Annotated in this window: 17 protein-coding genes; 9 read left to right on the top strand and 8 right to left on the bottom strand. The window is 66.6% G+C overall.

The features are described from left to right. The first annotated feature begins 44 nt into the window (after positions 1-44). From A5624_RS10610 to A5624_RS10635, 6 genes are read left to right on the top strand one after another with little or no spacing between them, the layout of a single operon-like run. On the top strand, positions 45-1,211 hold the full coding sequence (locus tag A5624_RS10610; protein ID WP_066865730.1) for an amidohydrolase family protein: 1,167 nt from the start codon (positions 45-47) through the stop codon (positions 1,209-1,211). After that, on the top strand, positions 1,211-2,455 hold the full coding sequence (locus A5624_RS10615) for a Xaa-Pro peptidase family protein (protein ID WP_066865733.1): 1,245 nt from the start codon (positions 1,211-1,213) through the stop codon (positions 2,453-2,455). Before A5624_RS10610 ends, A5624_RS10615 begins: the two co-directional genes overlap by 1 nt. After that, on the top strand, positions 2,445-3,584 hold the full coding sequence (locus tag A5624_RS10620) for a Xaa-Pro peptidase family protein (protein WP_066865736.1): 1,140 nt from the start codon (positions 2,445-2,447) through the stop codon (positions 3,582-3,584). Before A5624_RS10615 ends, A5624_RS10620 begins: the two co-directional genes overlap by 11 nt. A 2-nt stretch (positions 3,585-3,586) precedes the next feature. Beyond that, positions 3,587-4,585: an enoyl-CoA hydratase/isomerase family protein gene (locus A5624_RS10625; RefSeq protein WP_066865739.1), complete on the top strand. Its 999-nt coding sequence runs from the start codon at positions 3,587-3,589 to the stop codon at positions 4,583-4,585. Next, positions 4,582-7,011 (top strand): CaiB/BaiF CoA-transferase family protein, encoded by a 2,430-nt coding sequence (locus A5624_RS10630; protein WP_066865742.1) that lies wholly within the window; start codon positions 4,582-4,584, stop codon positions 7,009-7,011. Before A5624_RS10625 ends, A5624_RS10630 begins: the two co-directional genes overlap by 4 nt. Positions 7,012-7,017: 6 nt before the next feature. After that, positions 7,018-7,833, top strand: coding sequence for an SDR family NAD(P)-dependent oxidoreductase (locus A5624_RS10635; protein ID WP_066865745.1), 816 nt, complete (start codon positions 7,018-7,020; stop codon positions 7,831-7,833). Positions 7,834-7,884: 51 nt separating this feature from the next. Here the strand turns inward: A5624_RS10635 and A5624_RS10640 are convergent, their stop codons facing one another. Next, positions 7,885-8,715 carry an SDR family NAD(P)-dependent oxidoreductase gene (locus A5624_RS10640; RefSeq protein WP_066865748.1) on the bottom strand — a complete coding sequence of 277 codons (831 nt, stop codon included), beginning with the start codon at positions 8,713-8,715 and terminating at the stop codon, positions 7,885-7,887. Positions 8,716-8,800: 85 nt separating this feature from the next. Between A5624_RS10640 and A5624_RS10645 the strand changes: the two genes are divergently transcribed. Together A5624_RS10645 and A5624_RS10650 are read left to right on the top strand one after the other, a co-directional pair. Continuing rightward, on the top strand, positions 8,801-9,292 hold the full coding sequence (locus tag A5624_RS10645) for a MarR family winged helix-turn-helix transcriptional regulator (RefSeq protein ID WP_066865751.1): 492 nt from the start codon (positions 8,801-8,803) through the stop codon (positions 9,290-9,292). A gap of 20 nt (positions 9,293-9,312) precedes the next feature. Then, positions 9,313-9,729: a DUF5313 domain-containing protein gene (locus tag A5624_RS10650; protein ID WP_066865754.1), complete on the top strand. Its 417-nt coding sequence runs from the start codon at positions 9,313-9,315 to the stop codon at positions 9,727-9,729. 3 nt (positions 9,730-9,732) lie between these two features. On the opposite strand, the gene A5624_RS10655 is transcribed toward A5624_RS10650, so the two are convergent. Then, on the bottom strand, positions 9,733-10,581 hold the full coding sequence (locus A5624_RS10655; protein WP_066865757.1) for a mycofactocin-coupled SDR family oxidoreductase: 849 nt from the start codon (positions 10,579-10,581) through the stop codon (positions 9,733-9,735). A gap of 231 nt (positions 10,582-10,812) precedes the next feature. After that, positions 10,813-11,463, bottom strand: a complete 651-nt coding sequence (locus A5624_RS10660; RefSeq protein WP_066865760.1) for a TetR/AcrR family transcriptional regulator — start codon at positions 11,461-11,463, stop codon at positions 10,813-10,815. Positions 11,464-11,705: 242 nt separating this feature from the next. Here A5624_RS10660 and A5624_RS10665 point away from each other — a divergent pair, with 242 nt between their 5' ends. Further along, a complete protein-coding gene (locus tag A5624_RS10665; protein WP_066865880.1) occupies positions 11,706-12,893 on the top strand; it encodes an acyl-CoA dehydrogenase family protein in 1,188 nt (395 codons plus the stop codon). Between the two features lie 8 nt (positions 12,894-12,901). On the opposite strand, the gene A5624_RS10670 is transcribed toward A5624_RS10665, so the two are convergent. The 5 genes from A5624_RS10670 to A5624_RS10690 form a co-directional block, all read right to left on the bottom strand. After that, the gene (locus A5624_RS10670) at positions 12,902-13,171 is read right to left on the bottom strand and encodes a DUF4190 domain-containing protein (RefSeq protein ID WP_066865763.1); all 270 of its coding nucleotides are present in this window, start codon (positions 13,169-13,171) and stop codon (positions 12,902-12,904) included. Between the two features lie 120 nt (positions 13,172-13,291). After that, positions 13,292-14,050: an acyl-CoA dehydrogenase family protein gene (locus A5624_RS10675; RefSeq protein WP_232002241.1), complete on the bottom strand. Its 759-nt coding sequence runs from the start codon at positions 14,048-14,050 to the stop codon at positions 13,292-13,294. Positions 14,051-14,124: 74 nt separating this feature from the next. Further along, positions 14,125-15,222, bottom strand: a complete 1,098-nt coding sequence (locus A5624_RS10680; protein ID WP_066865776.1) for an acyl-CoA dehydrogenase family protein — start codon at positions 15,220-15,222, stop codon at positions 14,125-14,127. Between the two features lie 17 nt (positions 15,223-15,239). Then, entirely contained in the window at positions 15,240-15,710 is a 471-nt protein-coding gene (locus A5624_RS10685) for a nuclear transport factor 2 family protein (protein ID WP_066865779.1), read from the bottom strand. Then, positions 15,688-16,908: an amidohydrolase family protein gene (locus tag A5624_RS10690; protein WP_066865782.1), complete on the bottom strand. Its 1,221-nt coding sequence runs from the start codon at positions 16,906-16,908 to the stop codon at positions 15,688-15,690. The genes A5624_RS10685 and A5624_RS10690 overlap by 23 nt, the downstream gene beginning before the upstream one ends.

A 16,908-nucleotide genomic window follows, 5' to 3' on the forward strand; every position in this document is an offset into this window, starting at 1 on the left:
GCCCGCTACTCATCAAATATTCGGATCCGAATGGAGGGTCAACGATGACGACTCAGACAAGTACGCTTTACCCGCCCGGCGGTTATGGCGCTCCGAAGGACCGCCGTGGTCACGCCGCGGGCAGCGACGTCGGCCTTCCGCAGGGGACCGTCGTCTTCTCCGCGGACAACCACATCTCGCTCGCGGACGACATTTTCTACCAACGCTTCCCGGACGGCCTGAAGGATAAGGCGCCGCGGATCTGGTACGAGGACGGCGCCTACCAGGTGGGCCGCAAGGGGCAGTCGTTCCTGCCGGGCGACTTCAGCGCCGTGCTGATGCAATACGACGACCTGCCCGGCGCCGCGAGCACCAACATCGAAGCGCGCATCCAGGAGCTGCACGACGACGGCGTCGAGAAGGAATTGGCGTTTCCCAACGCGGTGCTGGCGCTGTTTCACTACCCGGACAAGCAGCTTCGTGAGCTCGCCTTCCGCATCTACAACGAATACATCGCCGAGCTGCAGGAGCGCTCGAACGGCCACTTCTACGGCGCCGGACTGATCAACTGGTGGGACCCGCAGGGCACTAGGACGACGCTTGAAGAGCTGAAGTCGTTGGGGCTCAAGACGTTCCTGCTGCCGCTCAACCCGGGCAAGGACGACGACGGCAACATCATCGACTACGGCAGCACCGCGATGAAGCCGGTCTGGGACGAGATCGAGGCCGCCGGTCTTCCGGTGACCCACCACATCGGGGAGACCCCACCGAAAACGCCGTGCCAGTTCAACAGCGTGGTGGTAGGGATGATGATCAACATCGACGGATTCCGTGAGCAATTCGCCAAGTACCTCTTCACCGGAATTCTGGATGATCATCCCGGGCTGCGCATCGGCTGGTTCGAGGGCGGCATCTCCTGGGTGCCGTGGGCGCTGCAAGACGCCGACCACCTGATGGGCTCGTACCAGCACATGTTCAACCGGACTCTCGAGCACGAACCGCGTTACTACTGGGACACCCACATGAGCGCCTCGTTCATGGTCGACCCGCTGGGCTTGCAGCTGATCGATCAGATCGGGGTGGACAAGGTGATGTGGTCCAGCGACTACCCGCACAACGAGAGCACCTACGGCTATTCCGAGAAATCACTGAAATCCGTTGTGGATGCGGTGGGTCCGGAGAACGCGGTGAAGATCGTCAGCGACAACGTCACGAAGTTCCTGGGTCTGTAGTGACGACATTCGCGCAACTGAACACCGACACCGGCAACGGACTGGTGATCCCGGAAACCGCCGACCTGGCCCGCCTGCGCCGTGCGACGGGGGCCCGGCTGCGCTCGGCGATGGCGGAGCGCGGTGTCGACGCGATGATCCTGCTGGGCAACAACGCGGTGGTCTACGCCACCGGGGCCAGCTGGCCGCTCGGCGACGCCGGGTTGTCCTACGTCGAGCGGCCGGTGGCCGTGGTGCTCGCCGACGACGACTGGCCACACGTGTTCCTGCCGTTCCGCGAGGGGGCCGCACAGGAGTCGGACCTGCCCGCCGATCACCTGCACGGGCCCGTATATCTCGAATTCGACGAGGGCGTCGAGCATTTCGCGCATCAGTTGGCCGATCTCATCCCGGCCACTGCGGTAATCGCGGTCGACGAGTTCACCGGCGCCATGTCGCGTGCCGCCAAGGTTCTGTTCCCGGGCGGAGCACCCGTCGACGCCGCGGCCATCGTCAGCGCCGCCAAGTCGGTGAAGACTCCGGACGAATTGTCGTGCATGCGTACCGCGATCCAGATCACCGACGAGGCGATGGTCGAAGTGCAGAAGAGTTTGGCCCCGGGGATCCGTCAAATCGATTTGTCGGCAAGCTTTTTGCGCCGCGCCTTCGAGCTGGGCGCCACGGCCAGCATGCTTGAGCCGATCTGGCAGGTGATGCCGCCCAGCAAGGCCGAGGGTGTGTGGACCACACACGGCGACTTGGCGCTGCCGCTGCTCACCACGGAACGCGAGCTGGCCGAGGGCGACGTGCTGTGGACCGACGTCAGCATCACCTATCAGGGCTACTGTTCGGACTTCGGGCGCACCTGGATCGTCGGCCGCGATCCGTCACCCCGTCAACAGGCGCAGTTCGACAAGTGGTTCGAGATCATGAGCGCGGTTCTGGGTGTCGCCAAGGCCGGTGCCGCCGCGGCGGATCTGGGGCGCGCCGCCATCAAGGCCAACGGTGGCACCAAGCCGTGGCTGCCGCACTTCTACCTGGGCCACGGAATCGGCGTCAATGCCGCCGAAATGCCCATGATAGGAACCGATCTCGGCCAGGAGTTCGACGAGAATTTCGTTTTGCAATCCGGGATGGTGCTGGTGCTGGAGCCCGTCGTCTGGGAGGACGGCACCGGCGGCTATCGCAGCGAAGAGGTCCTGGTGATCACCGAGGAAGGTTGGATCCGTTTGACCGACTACCCCTATGACCCTTATGGCAACTGAAGTCCTGCCTGACGAGCGCACGCTGCGCCTGGGCCGCCGCCGCCGGGCGCTGGCCCAGATGGCCGCACACGATCTCGACGTCCTGGTCCTCGGCCGGCAAGCCAATGTCCGGTATGTCACCGGGGCGCCGCAACTGTGGGTCGCCGGCACCCGGCCCTTCGGCCCGACCTGCGTGCTGGTGCGCGAAACCGGCGCCGTCCACCTCCTGAGCACCTGGGACGAGGGCGTTCCGGAAGACATCCCTCACGAAAACCTCTACGGCATCTCGTGGAATCCGATGAACACCATGTCGGCGCTGCAGCGCATCGACGGCGCGGCGAGCGCGCGGCGCGTCGGAACCGACGCCCTCTCACCAGTTTTCGCCCAGTTGCTGCCGACCGCGTTTCCCAACGCCCAGCTTGTCGACGGCGAGCTGGCCATGCGGGCGGCACGCCGCATCAAGACGGACGAGGAGATAGCGGCCATCCGGGAATCCGTCGCGGTGGCCGAGTCGGCCCTGGCAGCCGCGGTATCCGAGTTGCGGCCGGGGGTGACCGAGCAGGCGCTGGCCGGCGTCCTGCTGGAGGCATCCGCGGCCGGCGGGGTCAGCACCCCGTCGAATCAGGATGTCGCATGGGTGACTTCACGCAAGCATCCATGGCGGCGGGCCGACGACGGTAATCGGAACGACGGCCGTATCCAGGACGGCGATCTGGTGGCCTTCTCCGCCGGCGTCCTGGCCGGGGGCTACGTCGGTGAGGTCGGCCGGACCTGGCCCGCCGACACCAGGCACGCGCCCAACGGGGCCGCCGCCCTGCAGCGGCGCTGGGAGAGCCTGTGGGGCAAGCTGATCGGTGCCTGTCGGCCCGGGGCGGGCGCGGGCCAACTGCTCGCCGCCTACCACGCCGCCGGCGAGCCCGAGCCGCCGATGCCGGTGGCCCGCGGCCTGGGCATGGGGTTCGACCCGCCCGTCGTCTCCAAGCATCTGCCCGCGACCGCGGCCGGCGAACGCCTCGAGCCCGGGATGGTGCTGGCCGTCACCGGTTATGTATGGGAAGAGGGAGTCGGCGCTGTCTTCGGGCGAGAGGCGGTCCTGATCACCGCCGACGACCCCGAGGTGCTCACCGGTAGCCCGTTCTGGCAACCCTAGCCATGAACGAGCCCTCCGAGCCCGCGGCCGAAGAGATCATCCGGTATGACAAGGACGCCACGACGCGGATCGCCACGATCACGTTCGACCGCCCGGACTATCTCAACGCGCCGACGATCGCCGCGCGGGTGCGTTACGCAGACTTGTTGCACCGGGCCAACATCGACGACGACGTCAAGGTTCTGGTGGTCCGCGGTGCCGGCGACGACCTGGGCTCGGGTGCGGATCTCACCGAGGCCATGCGGATGCGCGACGCGGCGGACCAGGGTCCGCGGCTCGCCGAATACCGGATCGGCGCTGACGAAGTCCGATACCCGCCGCAGGGGTCGTTTCGTAACGGTGCCACGCTCGGCCAGTGGTATGCCAACCCGAACTCGGGCATTCGCGGCCTGCAGGACTTCAAGAAGATCAGCATCCTCGAGGCCAAGGGTTACTGCTACGGCTGGCATTTCTACCAGGCCGCCGATGCCGACCTGGTGATCTCCAGCGACGACGCGCTGTTCGGGCACCCGTCGTTCCGGTATTACGGTTGGGGGCCCCGCATGTGGTGGTGGGCGCAGACCATGGGCATCCGCAAGTTTCAGGAGATGGTGTTCACCGGACGGGCTTTCACCGCCGCGGAGATGTATGACTGCAACTTCCTCAACAGCGTGGTGCCGCGGGCTGAACTCGAGGCCGAGGTGGACAAGTACGCGCTCGCCTGTGCCAGTAACCGCCCCACGGACACGGTCTTCATGCAGAAGGTCTTCTTCGAAATCATGAAGCAGTTCCAGGGCGAATATCTGGGCAGCATGCTCAGCGGCGTGTTCGAGTCAATGGGAGGCAGCGTCCGCCCGGACGCCGGCGATGAGTTGATGCTCGGCGACGCGATGAAGCGGGGCCTGGGTGACGCGGTCAAGGACAACGACGTCAAGTTTCCCGCCGAATGGCGGCTGAGCAAGAAGGCCCGCAAGAAGGCGCGAGCCGACAAGAACAGCAACGCGAAGAGAAAGAAGCAGTGACGCAACGTCGCGTCGAACCGCCGCTTGACGGCTATACCGTGATCGACCTGTCCACCGGTATAGCCGGCGCCTACTGCACCAAGTTGCTTGCCGACGGCGGTGCCCACGTCGTGAAAGTGGAATGCCCGCAGGGTGACTCGCTGCGCGCATGGTCGGCCTCGGGCGCCACCATCCCGGCCGGCGGTGACGGCGCGCTGTTCAGCTTCCTGGCCGGGGCGAAACACAGTGTCGTCGCCGATCCCGCCGCCGACGACGACGTCGAACTGGTGAACCGGCTGCTGGCCGCCGCGGATGCGGTGGTGTGGTCCGCCGGCTCCGAAGTGGTCGAACACCCGAACTTTTCGCCGCGCGCCATCCACGCCGGGCACCCACATCTGACGGTCACCGCGATCACGCCGTTCGGCCTGGAGGGCCCGTGGCGCGACCGCGCGGCGACCGAGTTCACGCTGCAGGCGTGGTCGGGAGGAATCGTCGGGCTGGGCCGCGGCGAGCAGGAGCGTCCGCCCGTCTTCGTCGGCGGTCAGGTCGGCGAATACCTGGCCGGCGTCTACGCGAGCGTGGCCACCCTGGCGTCCCGGTGGCGCCGAATCGACGGCGGGGCAGGAGAACTGCTGGACCTGTCGATGCTCGAGACGCAGATCCTGTGCCTCACCTATTACCCGGTCTCCTACTTCGAAGTGCTCGGCCGACCGTGGCGAGACATGCGGCGGCCGACCATTCCTGGAGTGGCTCAGGCCAAGGATGGCCTGGTCGACCTCGGGTGTGGGACCGCGCAGCAGTGGTTCGACCTGTGCGCGATGGTGGGCCGCCCGGAGTGGATCGATGAGGAATCGCCGCTGTCGATCACCGAGCAGGCGAACATCCACGCCGAGGAGATCTTTGCCTGGCTGGCCGACACCCCGGTCGACGAAATCCGGGAACTGGCTTCCGCATTCCGCATCCCCAACGCGCCCGTCGCCAACGGCGCCAACGTGACGTCGTTCGACCAGTTCGTGGCGCGCGATTCGTTCGTGTGCAATCCGCGCGACGGCTTCCAGCAGCCCAGCCACCCGTACCGCATGCGGCCCGCGCAGCTACGCCAACCGGAGCCGGCGCCGCGGCTGGGCGAGCACACCGAGCGCTACCGCACCGCGCTTCTCCCGGCGCGGCCCGCGCCGAGTGGGGTCGCGAAACGGCTGCCCCTCAGCGGTATTCGAGTGCTGGACATGACGACGTTCTGGGCCGGTCCCTGCTGCACGCATGCGCTGGCCCTGCTCGGCGCCGAGGTCATTCACGTCGAGTCGACCCGCCGGCCCGACGGCACGCGGATGATCGCCGGCATACCGATCACCGAGGACCGGTGGTGGGAGAAGTCTCCGATCTTCGAGGCCCTCAACACCAACAAGAAAGGCCTCACCCTGGACCTGCAGAGTCCGCGAGGCCGGGAACTGCTGCGCGAGCTCATCGCAACGTCCGACGTGCTCGTGGAAAACTTTACGCCGCGCGTGCTGGACCAGATCGGCCTGGATTTCCCGACCGCCCAGTCGATTCGACCGGACATCGTGATGGTGCGGATGCCGGGCTTCGGCCTGGAGGGACCCTGGCGTGACAACCCGGCATTCGCCTACGTCATCGAATCGGCCTCCGGGGTGAGTTGGCTCACCGGCTATCCCGATCGCACGCCGTATGACCCGTATTCGATCGGAGATCCTAACGCGGGCGTGCATGCACTCAACGCGATACTGCTGGCGCTCGAGCACCGGCGCCGCACGGGCGAGGGCGTGTTCGTCGAAGCGGCGATGGTCGATGCCGCGCTCAACATCGCCGCCGAGCAGGTCATCGAGTACTCGGCGTACGGCGCGCTGCTGGCGCGCGCCGGCAACCGGGGACCCACCGCCGCGCCGCAGAACCTGTATCTGAGCGCCGACATCGACGAATTCGGCCGCCTCGACAGCTGGGTCGCCATCGCCGTGGCCACCGACGAGCAGTGGGCCAGTCTGGCCCGGGCGATCGGGTCACCCTCTTGGGCAACCGATTCCGCGCTTTCGACCCAGGCGGGCCGGCGCCTGCACCACGACCGAATCGACGGCCAGCTCGCCGCCTGGTGCGAGCGCCGCAGCCGCGACGAAATCGTCACAACCCTGTGGGACGCCGGAGTGCCGGTGGCCAAGGTCATGCAACCGCACCGGCAACCCGAGCTGGCACAGTTGGCCTTCCGGGATTTCTTCGAAGTTGTCGACCATCCCGTCAACGGCCCGGCTAGGCTCAGCACCGTGCCGATGAGGTTCTCGACCGGTCCCCACAAGTTCCACACCGCGCATGCGCCGTTGCTGGGGCAACACAACCACGAACTGCTGTCCCGACTGGGCCTGTCCGATTCGCAGATCGCCGAGCTGGAAGCCGACGGCGTGATCGGCAGTGCACCGGCGATGCACGCGCGGAGCTGATCGACGATGACGATCGACCCCTCGAACATCCTGCTCACCGACCGCGTCGCCGTGGTGACCGGTGGGGGAGCGGGCATCGGTCGCGGGATCGCCGCCGGCATGGCCGCATTCGGTGCGCGGGTGGCGATCTGGGAGCGTGACCCGCAGACCTGTGCGCAAGCGTCCGAAGCCATCGGGGCCCTGGGAATCGTCACCGACGTCCGAGACGGCAACCAGGTCGACGCCGCCCTGGAACGCACCAGCGCCGAGCTGGGCACGCCGACGATCCTGGTGAACAATGCCGGCGGGGTGTTCTCCTCGCGCCTGCTGGACACCAGCGAAAACGGCTGGGACGCACTGTATAAGGCGAACCTGCGCCACGTGCTGCTCTGCACCCAGCGAGTTGCCCGGCAGCTGGTTGCCGCGGGCGTTGGCGGCAGCGTCATCTCGGTGACGTCGATCGAAGGCGTCCGAGCCGCACCGGGCTATGCCGCCTACGCCGCTGCCAAAGCGGGGGTGATCAACTACACCAAGACCGCGGCCCTGGAGTTGGCGCCGCACGGCATCCGGGTCAACGCGATAGCGCCCGACATCACGCTCACCGAGGGCCTGGCGGCGCTCAACAGCGACGATGCGGCGGCGGCCATGGCGGACATCGTGCCGCTGGGCCGCCCCGGCCATGTCGACGAAATCGCCGGCACCGCAGTGTTTCTGGCTTCCGACATGTCGGTCTATCTCACCGGGCAGACGCTGCACGTCGACGGCGGCACCCACGCTGCCAGCGGCTGGTACCACGACCCCCAGACCGGTGACTACCGATTGGGGCCGCCGCCATCGAGCTAGTGGCGGTCGCAAGTGCGGCGAAGCCGGGCGCGGCGGGCCGCCACCATCGAGCTAGTGCGTCCAGCCCTCGGCGGCCTGTTCGTCGAAGGTCCGGTCGATGCGCTCGAACCGGCGGCGGATCGAATCCCGGGCGGCCCCGTGCGGCAGCACGTAGAGGCGGTTGGCCAGGATCGCATTGGCCGTCAACCGCGCGACGTCGTCCGCGCTGACCGCCTCGTCCTGCGTCGGCAGTGTCCCGAACGCCCCCTCGGGTGATGCAGACAGCCCATAGTCCGCGCCGCGAATCCGTTCGGAGTTGGAGACCAGCTTGGTCTCGACCACCATCGGGCACAGCACCGACACCCCGATGCCGTTGGGCTTGAGCTCGCGGGCGAGCGTTTCGGCGAGTCCTACGACGCCGTACTTGGCAACGCCGTAGGTCCCCAGGCCGTTGTTGGGCACCAGCCCGGCGAAGGACGCGGTGAATGCGATGTGCCCACCCTTGCCTTGATCGAGCAGCCTCGGCACGAACGCCTCGACGGCATGGATCGAACCCCACAGGTCGATGTCGATCACCCAGCGCCAGTCGTCGTGGCTCGTCTGGGCCATCGGCCCCGCGACGACGATGCCGGCATTGCTGAACAGGACATCGACCTGGCCGAGCAACCGGAAGGACTCCTCCGCGAGGTGCGCCATCTCCTCGAGGTGCCGGACGTCGCAGACCACGCCGTTTGCGTCGAACCCCTCGCCGCGCAGCCGGTTCACCGCCTGTTCCAGCGCGGGCTGATCGACATCAGACAGCACCACGCGGGCGCCCCGCCGGGCGAATTCGGTGGCGGTGGCCAACCCGATGCCGCTCGCACCGCCGGTGATTACCGCCCCGCGTCCCTCGAAATCGTCCATAGATTCCGAGCGTATTACCCGGGCGGTGGGCGGTGTGAGAGGCGTCATGTAGATAGCCTGCTAACTATTAGGGCACCATATAATTATGGCCGCTGCGACCGCTCGCGAAATCGATCCGCTCGCCCTGGAACACCAGGTGTGCTTCGCGCTCGCGACGACCAACCGGGCGGTGTTGGCGGTGTATCGGCCCCTGCTGGAGCCCCTCGGGCTGACCCACCCGCAATATCTGGTGATGCTGGCGCTGTGGGATCACCGCAAGACGCCCGGGGCCGACCGGTTTCCGTTGTCGGTCAAGCAGATCGCCGCGGCGTTGCAGATGGATTCCGCGACGCTGTCGCCGATGCTCAAGCGCTTGGAGGGGCAAGGGCTGATCACTCGTGCCAAGAATCCGGCCGACGAACGCACCACCGATGTGACGCTCACACAGCGCGGAATCGCGTTGCGGGAGAAGGCACTCGAGATCCCGCCCGCCGTGGTGGCGCGCCTGGGCGTGGAACTGGCCGAGCTCGAGAACCTGCATCAGGTCCTTACCCGAATCAACGCCGCCGCCGTGGCAGCCGGCGCACTGCAATCCTGACTTCACCCCGAGGAGCCATCATGACCGCCGCGAAACCCAATCTCTGGCAGCGCATCGGCTATGCCTACGGGCGGCGACTGCCCGACTCGATGCGTGACTGGGTGGCGCGCGATCTGGCCGGGGAGGGAGCCATCCGCCGGCACATGATCAGGTGGGCCATACCGCCCCTGTTGGTCCTTGCCCCGTTTTGGTTGCTGCCCGCCTCGCTCTACGTGCACACGGAGATGACGGCGCCGCTCTACATTTGGGCGTTGCTGATAACCCTTGCCCTGAACAAGGTCTGGCGCCGCCACCGGTTGGCCGTTCATGGACTGGATCCGAACCTGGTCGACGTGATCAATCGACAAAAACAGGCGCGGATGCACGAGGACTACATCCGCCGCTACGGGCCGCGACCCGAATCGGCCGAATGGCAGTCCAACAGCAGCCCCTTCTAGCGGCTACTTGAGGCAGCTACCCGCATCGATGGGCAGGGTCACGCCGGTGATGTAGCGGGCCTCGTCCGAGGCGAAGAACAGCACCGCGTTGCTGATGTCGATCGGCTCGACCCAGGGGATCGGCAGCGTGTGGAACAGTTGACAGATCGGCGCCATGTCGTCGGGACCCGGGTTTTCCAGGTCGGGACGGAACATCTTGAAGGTGCCGTCGTTGTGCAGCATGGGCGTCTTGACGTGGGTCGGGTGCACGGAGTTGACGCGAATCATGTGCTGTCCCAGCTCAACTCCGAAGGCGCGCATCAGCCCGACGACGCCGTGCTTGGCCGCGACATAGTGGCCGGTGTGGGGGTAGGCCTTGAGCCCGCCGACCGAGCTGGTCAGGATGATCGAACCGCCGTTGCCGCCCGCGATCAGATGCGGCACACCGGCTTTCACGGTTTTCCACACGCCGGCCAGGTTGATGTCGATCATCTCGGTCCAGTCTTCTTCGCTGGTCTTGTCCAACGTTTCGCCGCCGTTGCCGATTCCGGCGTTGGCCACGATGATGTCGAGCCGGCCGAGTTGCTCGACGCCGGTGTCCACCGCCGCCTTGAGTGCGGCATAGTCGCGCACGTCGACTTCGGCCGTGAAGATCCTGCGGTTGTGTCCCTTGACCAGGTCGGCGGTCTCGGCGAGGTCTTCGGGTGTCGATGCCGGGATCGCGGTGTCCAGCACGCCTTCGCGGATCGGCTTGCAGATGTCGATGGCGATGATGTCGGCGCCCTCCTGGGCCAACCGCACCGCGTGGCTGCGGCCCTGACCCCGCGCCGCTCCGGTGACGAAAGCGACTTTGCCCTCAACACGTCCGGTCATGGCTACCTCAACTCCTGACTTGATCGATCGGCACGCCTGCGCCGGAGAACGATGCGTTCGGGACCGCGAGTCTTGCCGCCCTTGAACTCTGTCATTCGGCCGTCGCGGGTGTCAATGACGAATCCGTTTCGGCTATTTGTGGTTCTAGATATTAGAGAATCTCATTCTCACCGGCAAACGGCGTGCGCTATTTGCTCATGGCGAGATGCGGGAACGCGGGGCGTTCGGGTGCTACGCGACGAATCCGCGTGAGCAGAAATCCCATACTTCTTCGGCGGTGATGGGATGCGTCGTCGCGTCGTCGGGCCCACCGCTCGATTGTGCGATGAACATCACCGTCTGCATGGTCATGGCGGCCACCCGCTTGGGGTTGATGGTGGTGCGCAGCTTGCCGGCATCATGCGCCGCGTCCATCAGTTCAGTCAGCAACGCGAGCAGCGGTGCATGGGCGATCTTGACCTCGGCCGGGTGGGTGACAAGCAGTCGAGGAGCAAAGTCGGTGAACAGCGGGCGCTTGGCCGTCGGGTCCGGGCGGGACGCTTCGTACAGGAGCTGCACGGCGACCTGCAGCCGCTCCAGCGGATCGGCCTGGTTCTCGGTGGCCGCGCGGATCTGGTCGGCCGACCGGCTCAGTGCGTCCTCGAACAGCGCCAGCAGCAACTCGTGCTTGCCGTCGAATTGCAGGTAGAAGCTGCGCAACGACTGGCGGGAGCGGTCCACGACCTCCTGCACGGTAAAGTCCGTGCTGCCCTTTTCGATGATGATGGCCTGGGCGGCGTCGAGGAAGCGCTGAACGCGCTGCGCCGCACGCAATTTCGCCGTCTTGATCGACCGCTCGACCGCACGCTGCTTCCAGGCCGGCTCTTCGCTTGGATTGGTCACGGCCGACTCAGGTGATTGCCGCGCGGGGAGAACATGGTTGGACTCTACCGGAGAACGCCGTGACATCGCTGCGCTCGACCCCCTCACGGATCACGTGTCGGAGATTGTAACTTTCTTACCACGAGAATACTATTCTCTTAGACGTGTGTATGGAAGCGTAATCGCAAGAGTGAACCGCTTCGTCGGCGGAAACCTTGATCTACCGACGTATGGGAACGCTCAGGAGCAACCCGGGAAGTGCCGTGCAGCTGACGTTTGACGCCGACGTGGAGGCGTTCCGAGCCGAGTTCGTGGCTTTCCTCGACGCACACCTGCCTTCCGAGGCCGAGGCGTTGGTGCGGCCGCAGTCGAGCTCTGACATTCCGGAGTGGGCCCGCCGGTGGCAACGCCTGCTGTTCGACAACGGCTGGCTACAACCCGGCAACCCGCCGGAGTTCGGCGGACGCAACGCGACGCTGCTGCAGCAGTACGTGTACTCCGAAGAGTTGTCGCGCCGGCGGATCTATCAAAGTTTCAATCCCCAGGGCGTCGGGATCATCGCGGCGTCGTTGTTGTCGTTCGGGACGCCCGAACAGAAGCAGCGGTGGGCGGTGTCGATCCTGCGCGCGGAAATCACCGCGTCGCTGGGAATGAGCGAGCCCGGCGCGGGATCGGATCTCGCTTCGCTGAAGACGCGCGCGGTGCGCCACTCCGATTCGCAAGGCGACTGCTTCATCGTCAACGGGCAGAAGGTGTGGACATCGGGCGCCCATCACGCCGATGTGTTGCTGACATTCGTGCGCACCGATCCGGATGCGCCAAAACACAAGGGGATCAGCGCTTTACTGATCCCCACCGACACCCCCGGTGTGGTTCGGAGGCCGTTCGCCTCGATGGGTGACATCGAAGACGTCGACTTCAACGAGGTCTTCTTCACCGATGCCCGGGTGCCGGCCGAGAACCTGGTGGGGGAGCTCAACGGCGGCTGGCGCGTCGCGACCGGTTCGCTCGGCCACGAACGCGCGATGCTGTGGCTGGACTACGCGGACATGCTGCACGCGATGACCGTCGAGTCGAGCCCCTCGGGGCCGGTGCAGCGGGACAGCTACGCGACGCTGGTGATGGATTTCTACGCGATGCGGCTACTGGGGTCGGCGACGCTCGCCAAAGCCGCGCGTGGCGAAGAGGACGTGCCCGCCCAGTCGGTGCTCAAGTTGCTCGGCTCGGAGGCGATGCAACGCGCCTGCGAGGACGCGCTGGCCGCCAAGGACGGCGAGGGACTGGCCTTGCGCGGAGTCACCGCCCCGTTCGCCCCGCTCAACCTGGACAGCCACTACGGCAGCTGGTTCGACCGGTACGCGCGCACCTTCGCCGCGACCATCGCCGGTGGTACGTCGGAGATTCAGCGCAACATCATCGCCGAACGTGTGCTCGGGTTACCGCGCAATTGATCTGCGCGTCAATGGTTTCGGGCGTCCAGGTGGGCGTAGTAGCCGATGGCGACAAGACCCGCAACTATCGCAACCGTCCCTAGAACCATCCCGGCCAGAGCGGTTCGGCGGTTGTTCGCCTGGCCGCGGACCACCCTTCGTCGGGCGATGTCGCCGGTCACCACGGCCGCGATGCCGAAGGGCACCCCGAGCAGCAGCCAGCAGGTGATGAGTCCGACCAGGCCCAGGAGCACCGAGGCGACCCCGAACTGGTTCTGTGGTCCTTGCGGCTGACTCATTGCGTCCCACCTCCCAGGGCTCATGGCGGGGCCGACGTCCGCTCCGACGCCGAGCCACCAGGTGGCCCCCGCGAAGCATCTCATGCTCCGCGCACGGCGCCTGGGTGTGGGCGCGCCGCGTTACAGCTGCGCGAGCCGGGGCGCCGAGCCGGCAGCCACGACCGCCTTTCCGGCCTGACGGGTGAGTTCTTTCGAACTACCCAGCAGTCCGTCGAGGATCAACGACCGCTTGATGTGGTGGTGCAGCGGGTGTTCGGCGGTGAAGCCGATACCGCCGAGCACCTGCTGACAGTGACGCGCGGTGATGAGCGCCGCCTGGCCGGCCGCGGCCTTGGCCAGCAGCGAAGCAAGCCCCTGCGGGTCGTCGCAATCCGTGGCGGCCTGCAGTGTCGCCTCGGCACCCTCGATCGCGACCAGCGCCTCGGCCAGTCGATGCCGGATCGCCTGGAACGAACTGATGTGCCGACCGAACTGGACCCGGTCGACAGCGTGCTGACGAGCCAGTGACAGCATGGCGCGGCTGGTGCCGACCAGCCACCACCCGAGAGCCCGCCAACCCGCGTACAGCGCGGCTGGCGGCAACGAATCATCGTGAGGCACACGGTGTATCGGCAACAGCTCGTCGATCGCCGAGTCGGCATGGTCACGGCGCTCCCACAGCACCCAGGTGCCACCGGCGAACGGCAGCGGCAGGGTTCCCCCGGGCGCGTCCCCCGCCGCGCGCAGCACCACGTCGTTGAGCACGGGTGCGTGGGCACCGGTCTCACCGAGCAGCTTGAACACCAGAGGTATTGCGATGTCGGGCATTTCGTCGAGCATGTCGCGCCAGCCGAGCTCGGTCAGCGCCGCGTCGAGCTTGGCTCCCGAGGCGGCCGTCATCGTCGTCCGCAACGACTCCGCAAGCAGGCGAAGCGATTCGGGATCGGACTCGATGTCCGTCGGAGGGGTCACGGTCACTCCTTCCCGAGGTCGAGTAGCCGGCGGGCGATGATATTGCGCTGGATCTCGGCGGTGCCGCCGTAGATCGTCGCGGCGCGCGAATACAGATATTCCGAACGCCACGGCGTGTCTTCGAGCTCCAGCGTTCCCGGCAACACGTCGCGGACGGTGTCGTAGAGTCGCTGCTCCGCGGAGGCCAGCAGCACCTTGTCGATGGAGGTGTCCGGCCCCAGCCGGGCCCCGTCGCGCATGCGGTGCTGGGTGGCACGCGATCGGCAGCGCAACGTATGAAGAGCCAGATAGGCTCCGCCGAGCGCGGATTCGTCGGGGTCCCCGTTTTCTGACGCCGCGGTGATCAAGTCGTCGAAACGTGAATAGAGGTAGGCGATTCGCTGCCAGAAGCAGGCGGAGCGTTCGTAGGGCAGCAGGTCCATGGCCAGTCGCCAGCCGTCCCCGGGCTTGCCCAGCATCCGGCTGGCCGGAATCACCACGTCGTCGTAGTACACCTCGCAGAATTCGTCGACGCCGTGCATCGTGCGCAGCGGGCGGACGGTGATGCCGGGGGTGTCGAGGTCGACGAAGAACGCGGTGATCCCGTCGTGGCCGGGCGCGGTGCGGGTGAGCAGGACGCACCGGGTGGAGAACTGCGCGAAGCTGGTCCAGACCTTTTGTCCGTTGACGATCCAGTTATCGCCTTGCTGCGTCGCGCGGGTGGTCAGCGACGCCAGGTCACTGCCCGACCCCGGCTCGGAAAAGCCTTGGCACCATTGCTCTTCCCCGCTGAGTAGCCGCGGCACCATTTCCTTGGCGAGCTCCACGGGCGCGTAATCGATCATCGTGGGGGCGAGGACCTCGAGCATCGAATAGGGGCCGGGTTCGGCCAGGCGCCGACCAACCACCTCTTCGCCGACGATCGCGCGCAGCACTGCCGGGCCGCCCAGCCCACCGACCTCGACCGGCCAGCCGAACCGCATCCAATCGGCGTCGTAGAGCGCGCGGCTGACCCGGGCGAACTGCCGCATGTGCCCCTGCAGCGAGTGGTCGGGCTCGGGGGTCAGATCGTTGTCGTCGAGCCACGCGCGCAGGTCGGTCCGGAACTGCTCGACATTCACTTCGATTGGTCGGCTCCTTAAGTCGCTGCCTGGGCCGCGGAGTCACCGGCGGGACGGCCGATGGCGTGCGGGCGCCCGGAGTCGTGCACCCCGCTGCGGCGGATGAAGGTCATGGCGCGCGTCTTCAGTCGCCACCCGTCAGCGGTCCGCAGATAGGTGTCGCGGTAGTAACCGATCCGCATGTCGTGAGTGGCATGGTCGATGAAGCACAGCGGTTGGGTGCCGGTGGCCGCATCCCCATTAAGGTCGACCACCGCGGTTCCGGTGAGGAACAAGCCCTTTGGGGCCGCGGCCACCAATTCCGGAAATCGGCTCAGGCTGTAGGTCTCGCCGAAGGCGCTGTAGGTGCCGTCGGGAGTGAAGACGGCGACCAGACCTTCGATGTCCTCCTGGGTGATAGTGACCGCGTAGCGGCCGAGCAGCTGCTGGATCTCGACCAGGTCATCAGTTCGGGTTGGGCCGCTTTTAGGCTGATCGGGCGTCGACATAGACCTTGCCGCCTTTCATGACGAAGCTGACGCGCTGGGTAACCGTGATGTCTTCCAACGGGTTTCCCGGTACCGCGATGATATCCGCGAGCTGGCCCGCCGCGAGGCGCCCCCGGTCGGTCGAGTTGATCAGCTCGGCCGCGGTGATGGTGGCGGCCCGCAACACCGCCAGCGGCGGCATGCCCCATTCCACCAGCGTGACAAGCTCGTCGGCATTCTTGCCGTGCGGGATTGCCGGGGCGTCGGTGCCGACCGCGATTTTCACCCCGGCCTCGTAGGCGGCCTTGATCGAGGTCTCGGCCTTGGGGAACATCTCGGCCGCCTTGTCCTGCAGGGCTTTCGGGGCGCGTGACACGTCCATCGCCTGGGCGAGCCTGCGGGTGGTCACCAGGAACCTGTCGTTGTCGACCAGCATCTGGATGGCCTCGTCGTCCATCAGGAACCCGTGCTCGATGCAGTCGATACCGCACGCGACCGCGTGCTTGACGGCTTCCGCGCCGTGCGTGTGGGCGGCGACACGCAGTCCACGGCGGTGCGCCTCGTCGACGATCGCGCGCAGTTCCTCGTCCGAGTAGTGTTGCGCCCCAGCCTCACCGGTCAACGACATGACACCGCCGGAAACGCACACCTTGATCAATTCGGCGCCGTGCTTGATCTGGTAGCGCACCGCCTTGCGGATCTCGTCGACCCCGTTGGCGATGCCCTCTTCGATCGTGAGCTCGAGTGCGCCCGGCATGAATGCGGCGAACATCGTCGGGTCAAGGTGCCCGCCGGTGGGCGTGATCGCGTGGCCGGCGGGGACGATTCGGGGCCCCTCGATCCAGCCCGCGTCGATGGCCTTGGCCAGGGCGACGTCGAGCAGGTAGCCGCCGGTCTTGACGAACAATCCCAGGTTGCGCACGGTGGTGAAACCGGCGCGCAGCGTGCGCCGGGCGTTGCCGACAGCGCGCAGCACCCGCGTCGGCGGGTCGTCTTGCACCTGGGACAGCCCGGGCGTCTCCCCGCGCCCGCCCATCAGGAGGTTGACCTCCATGTCCATCAGGCCCGGCAACAGAACTTGGTCGCCCAGCTCGATGATTTCGCCTTCGGGGTCGCCCCCCACGCCGACGATCCGGTCGTCCTGGATCTTCAGGATGCCGGGCCGGATGATCTCGCCGCCGTCAACGTCGAGCAGCCCCGCGGCCTTGAGCGTCAGCAC

The organism is Mycobacterium sp. 1482292.6 (assembly GCF_001672995.1).
GTDB classification, from domain to species: Bacteria; Actinomycetota; Actinomycetes; order Mycobacteriales; family Mycobacteriaceae; genus Mycobacterium; species Mycobacterium europaeum_A.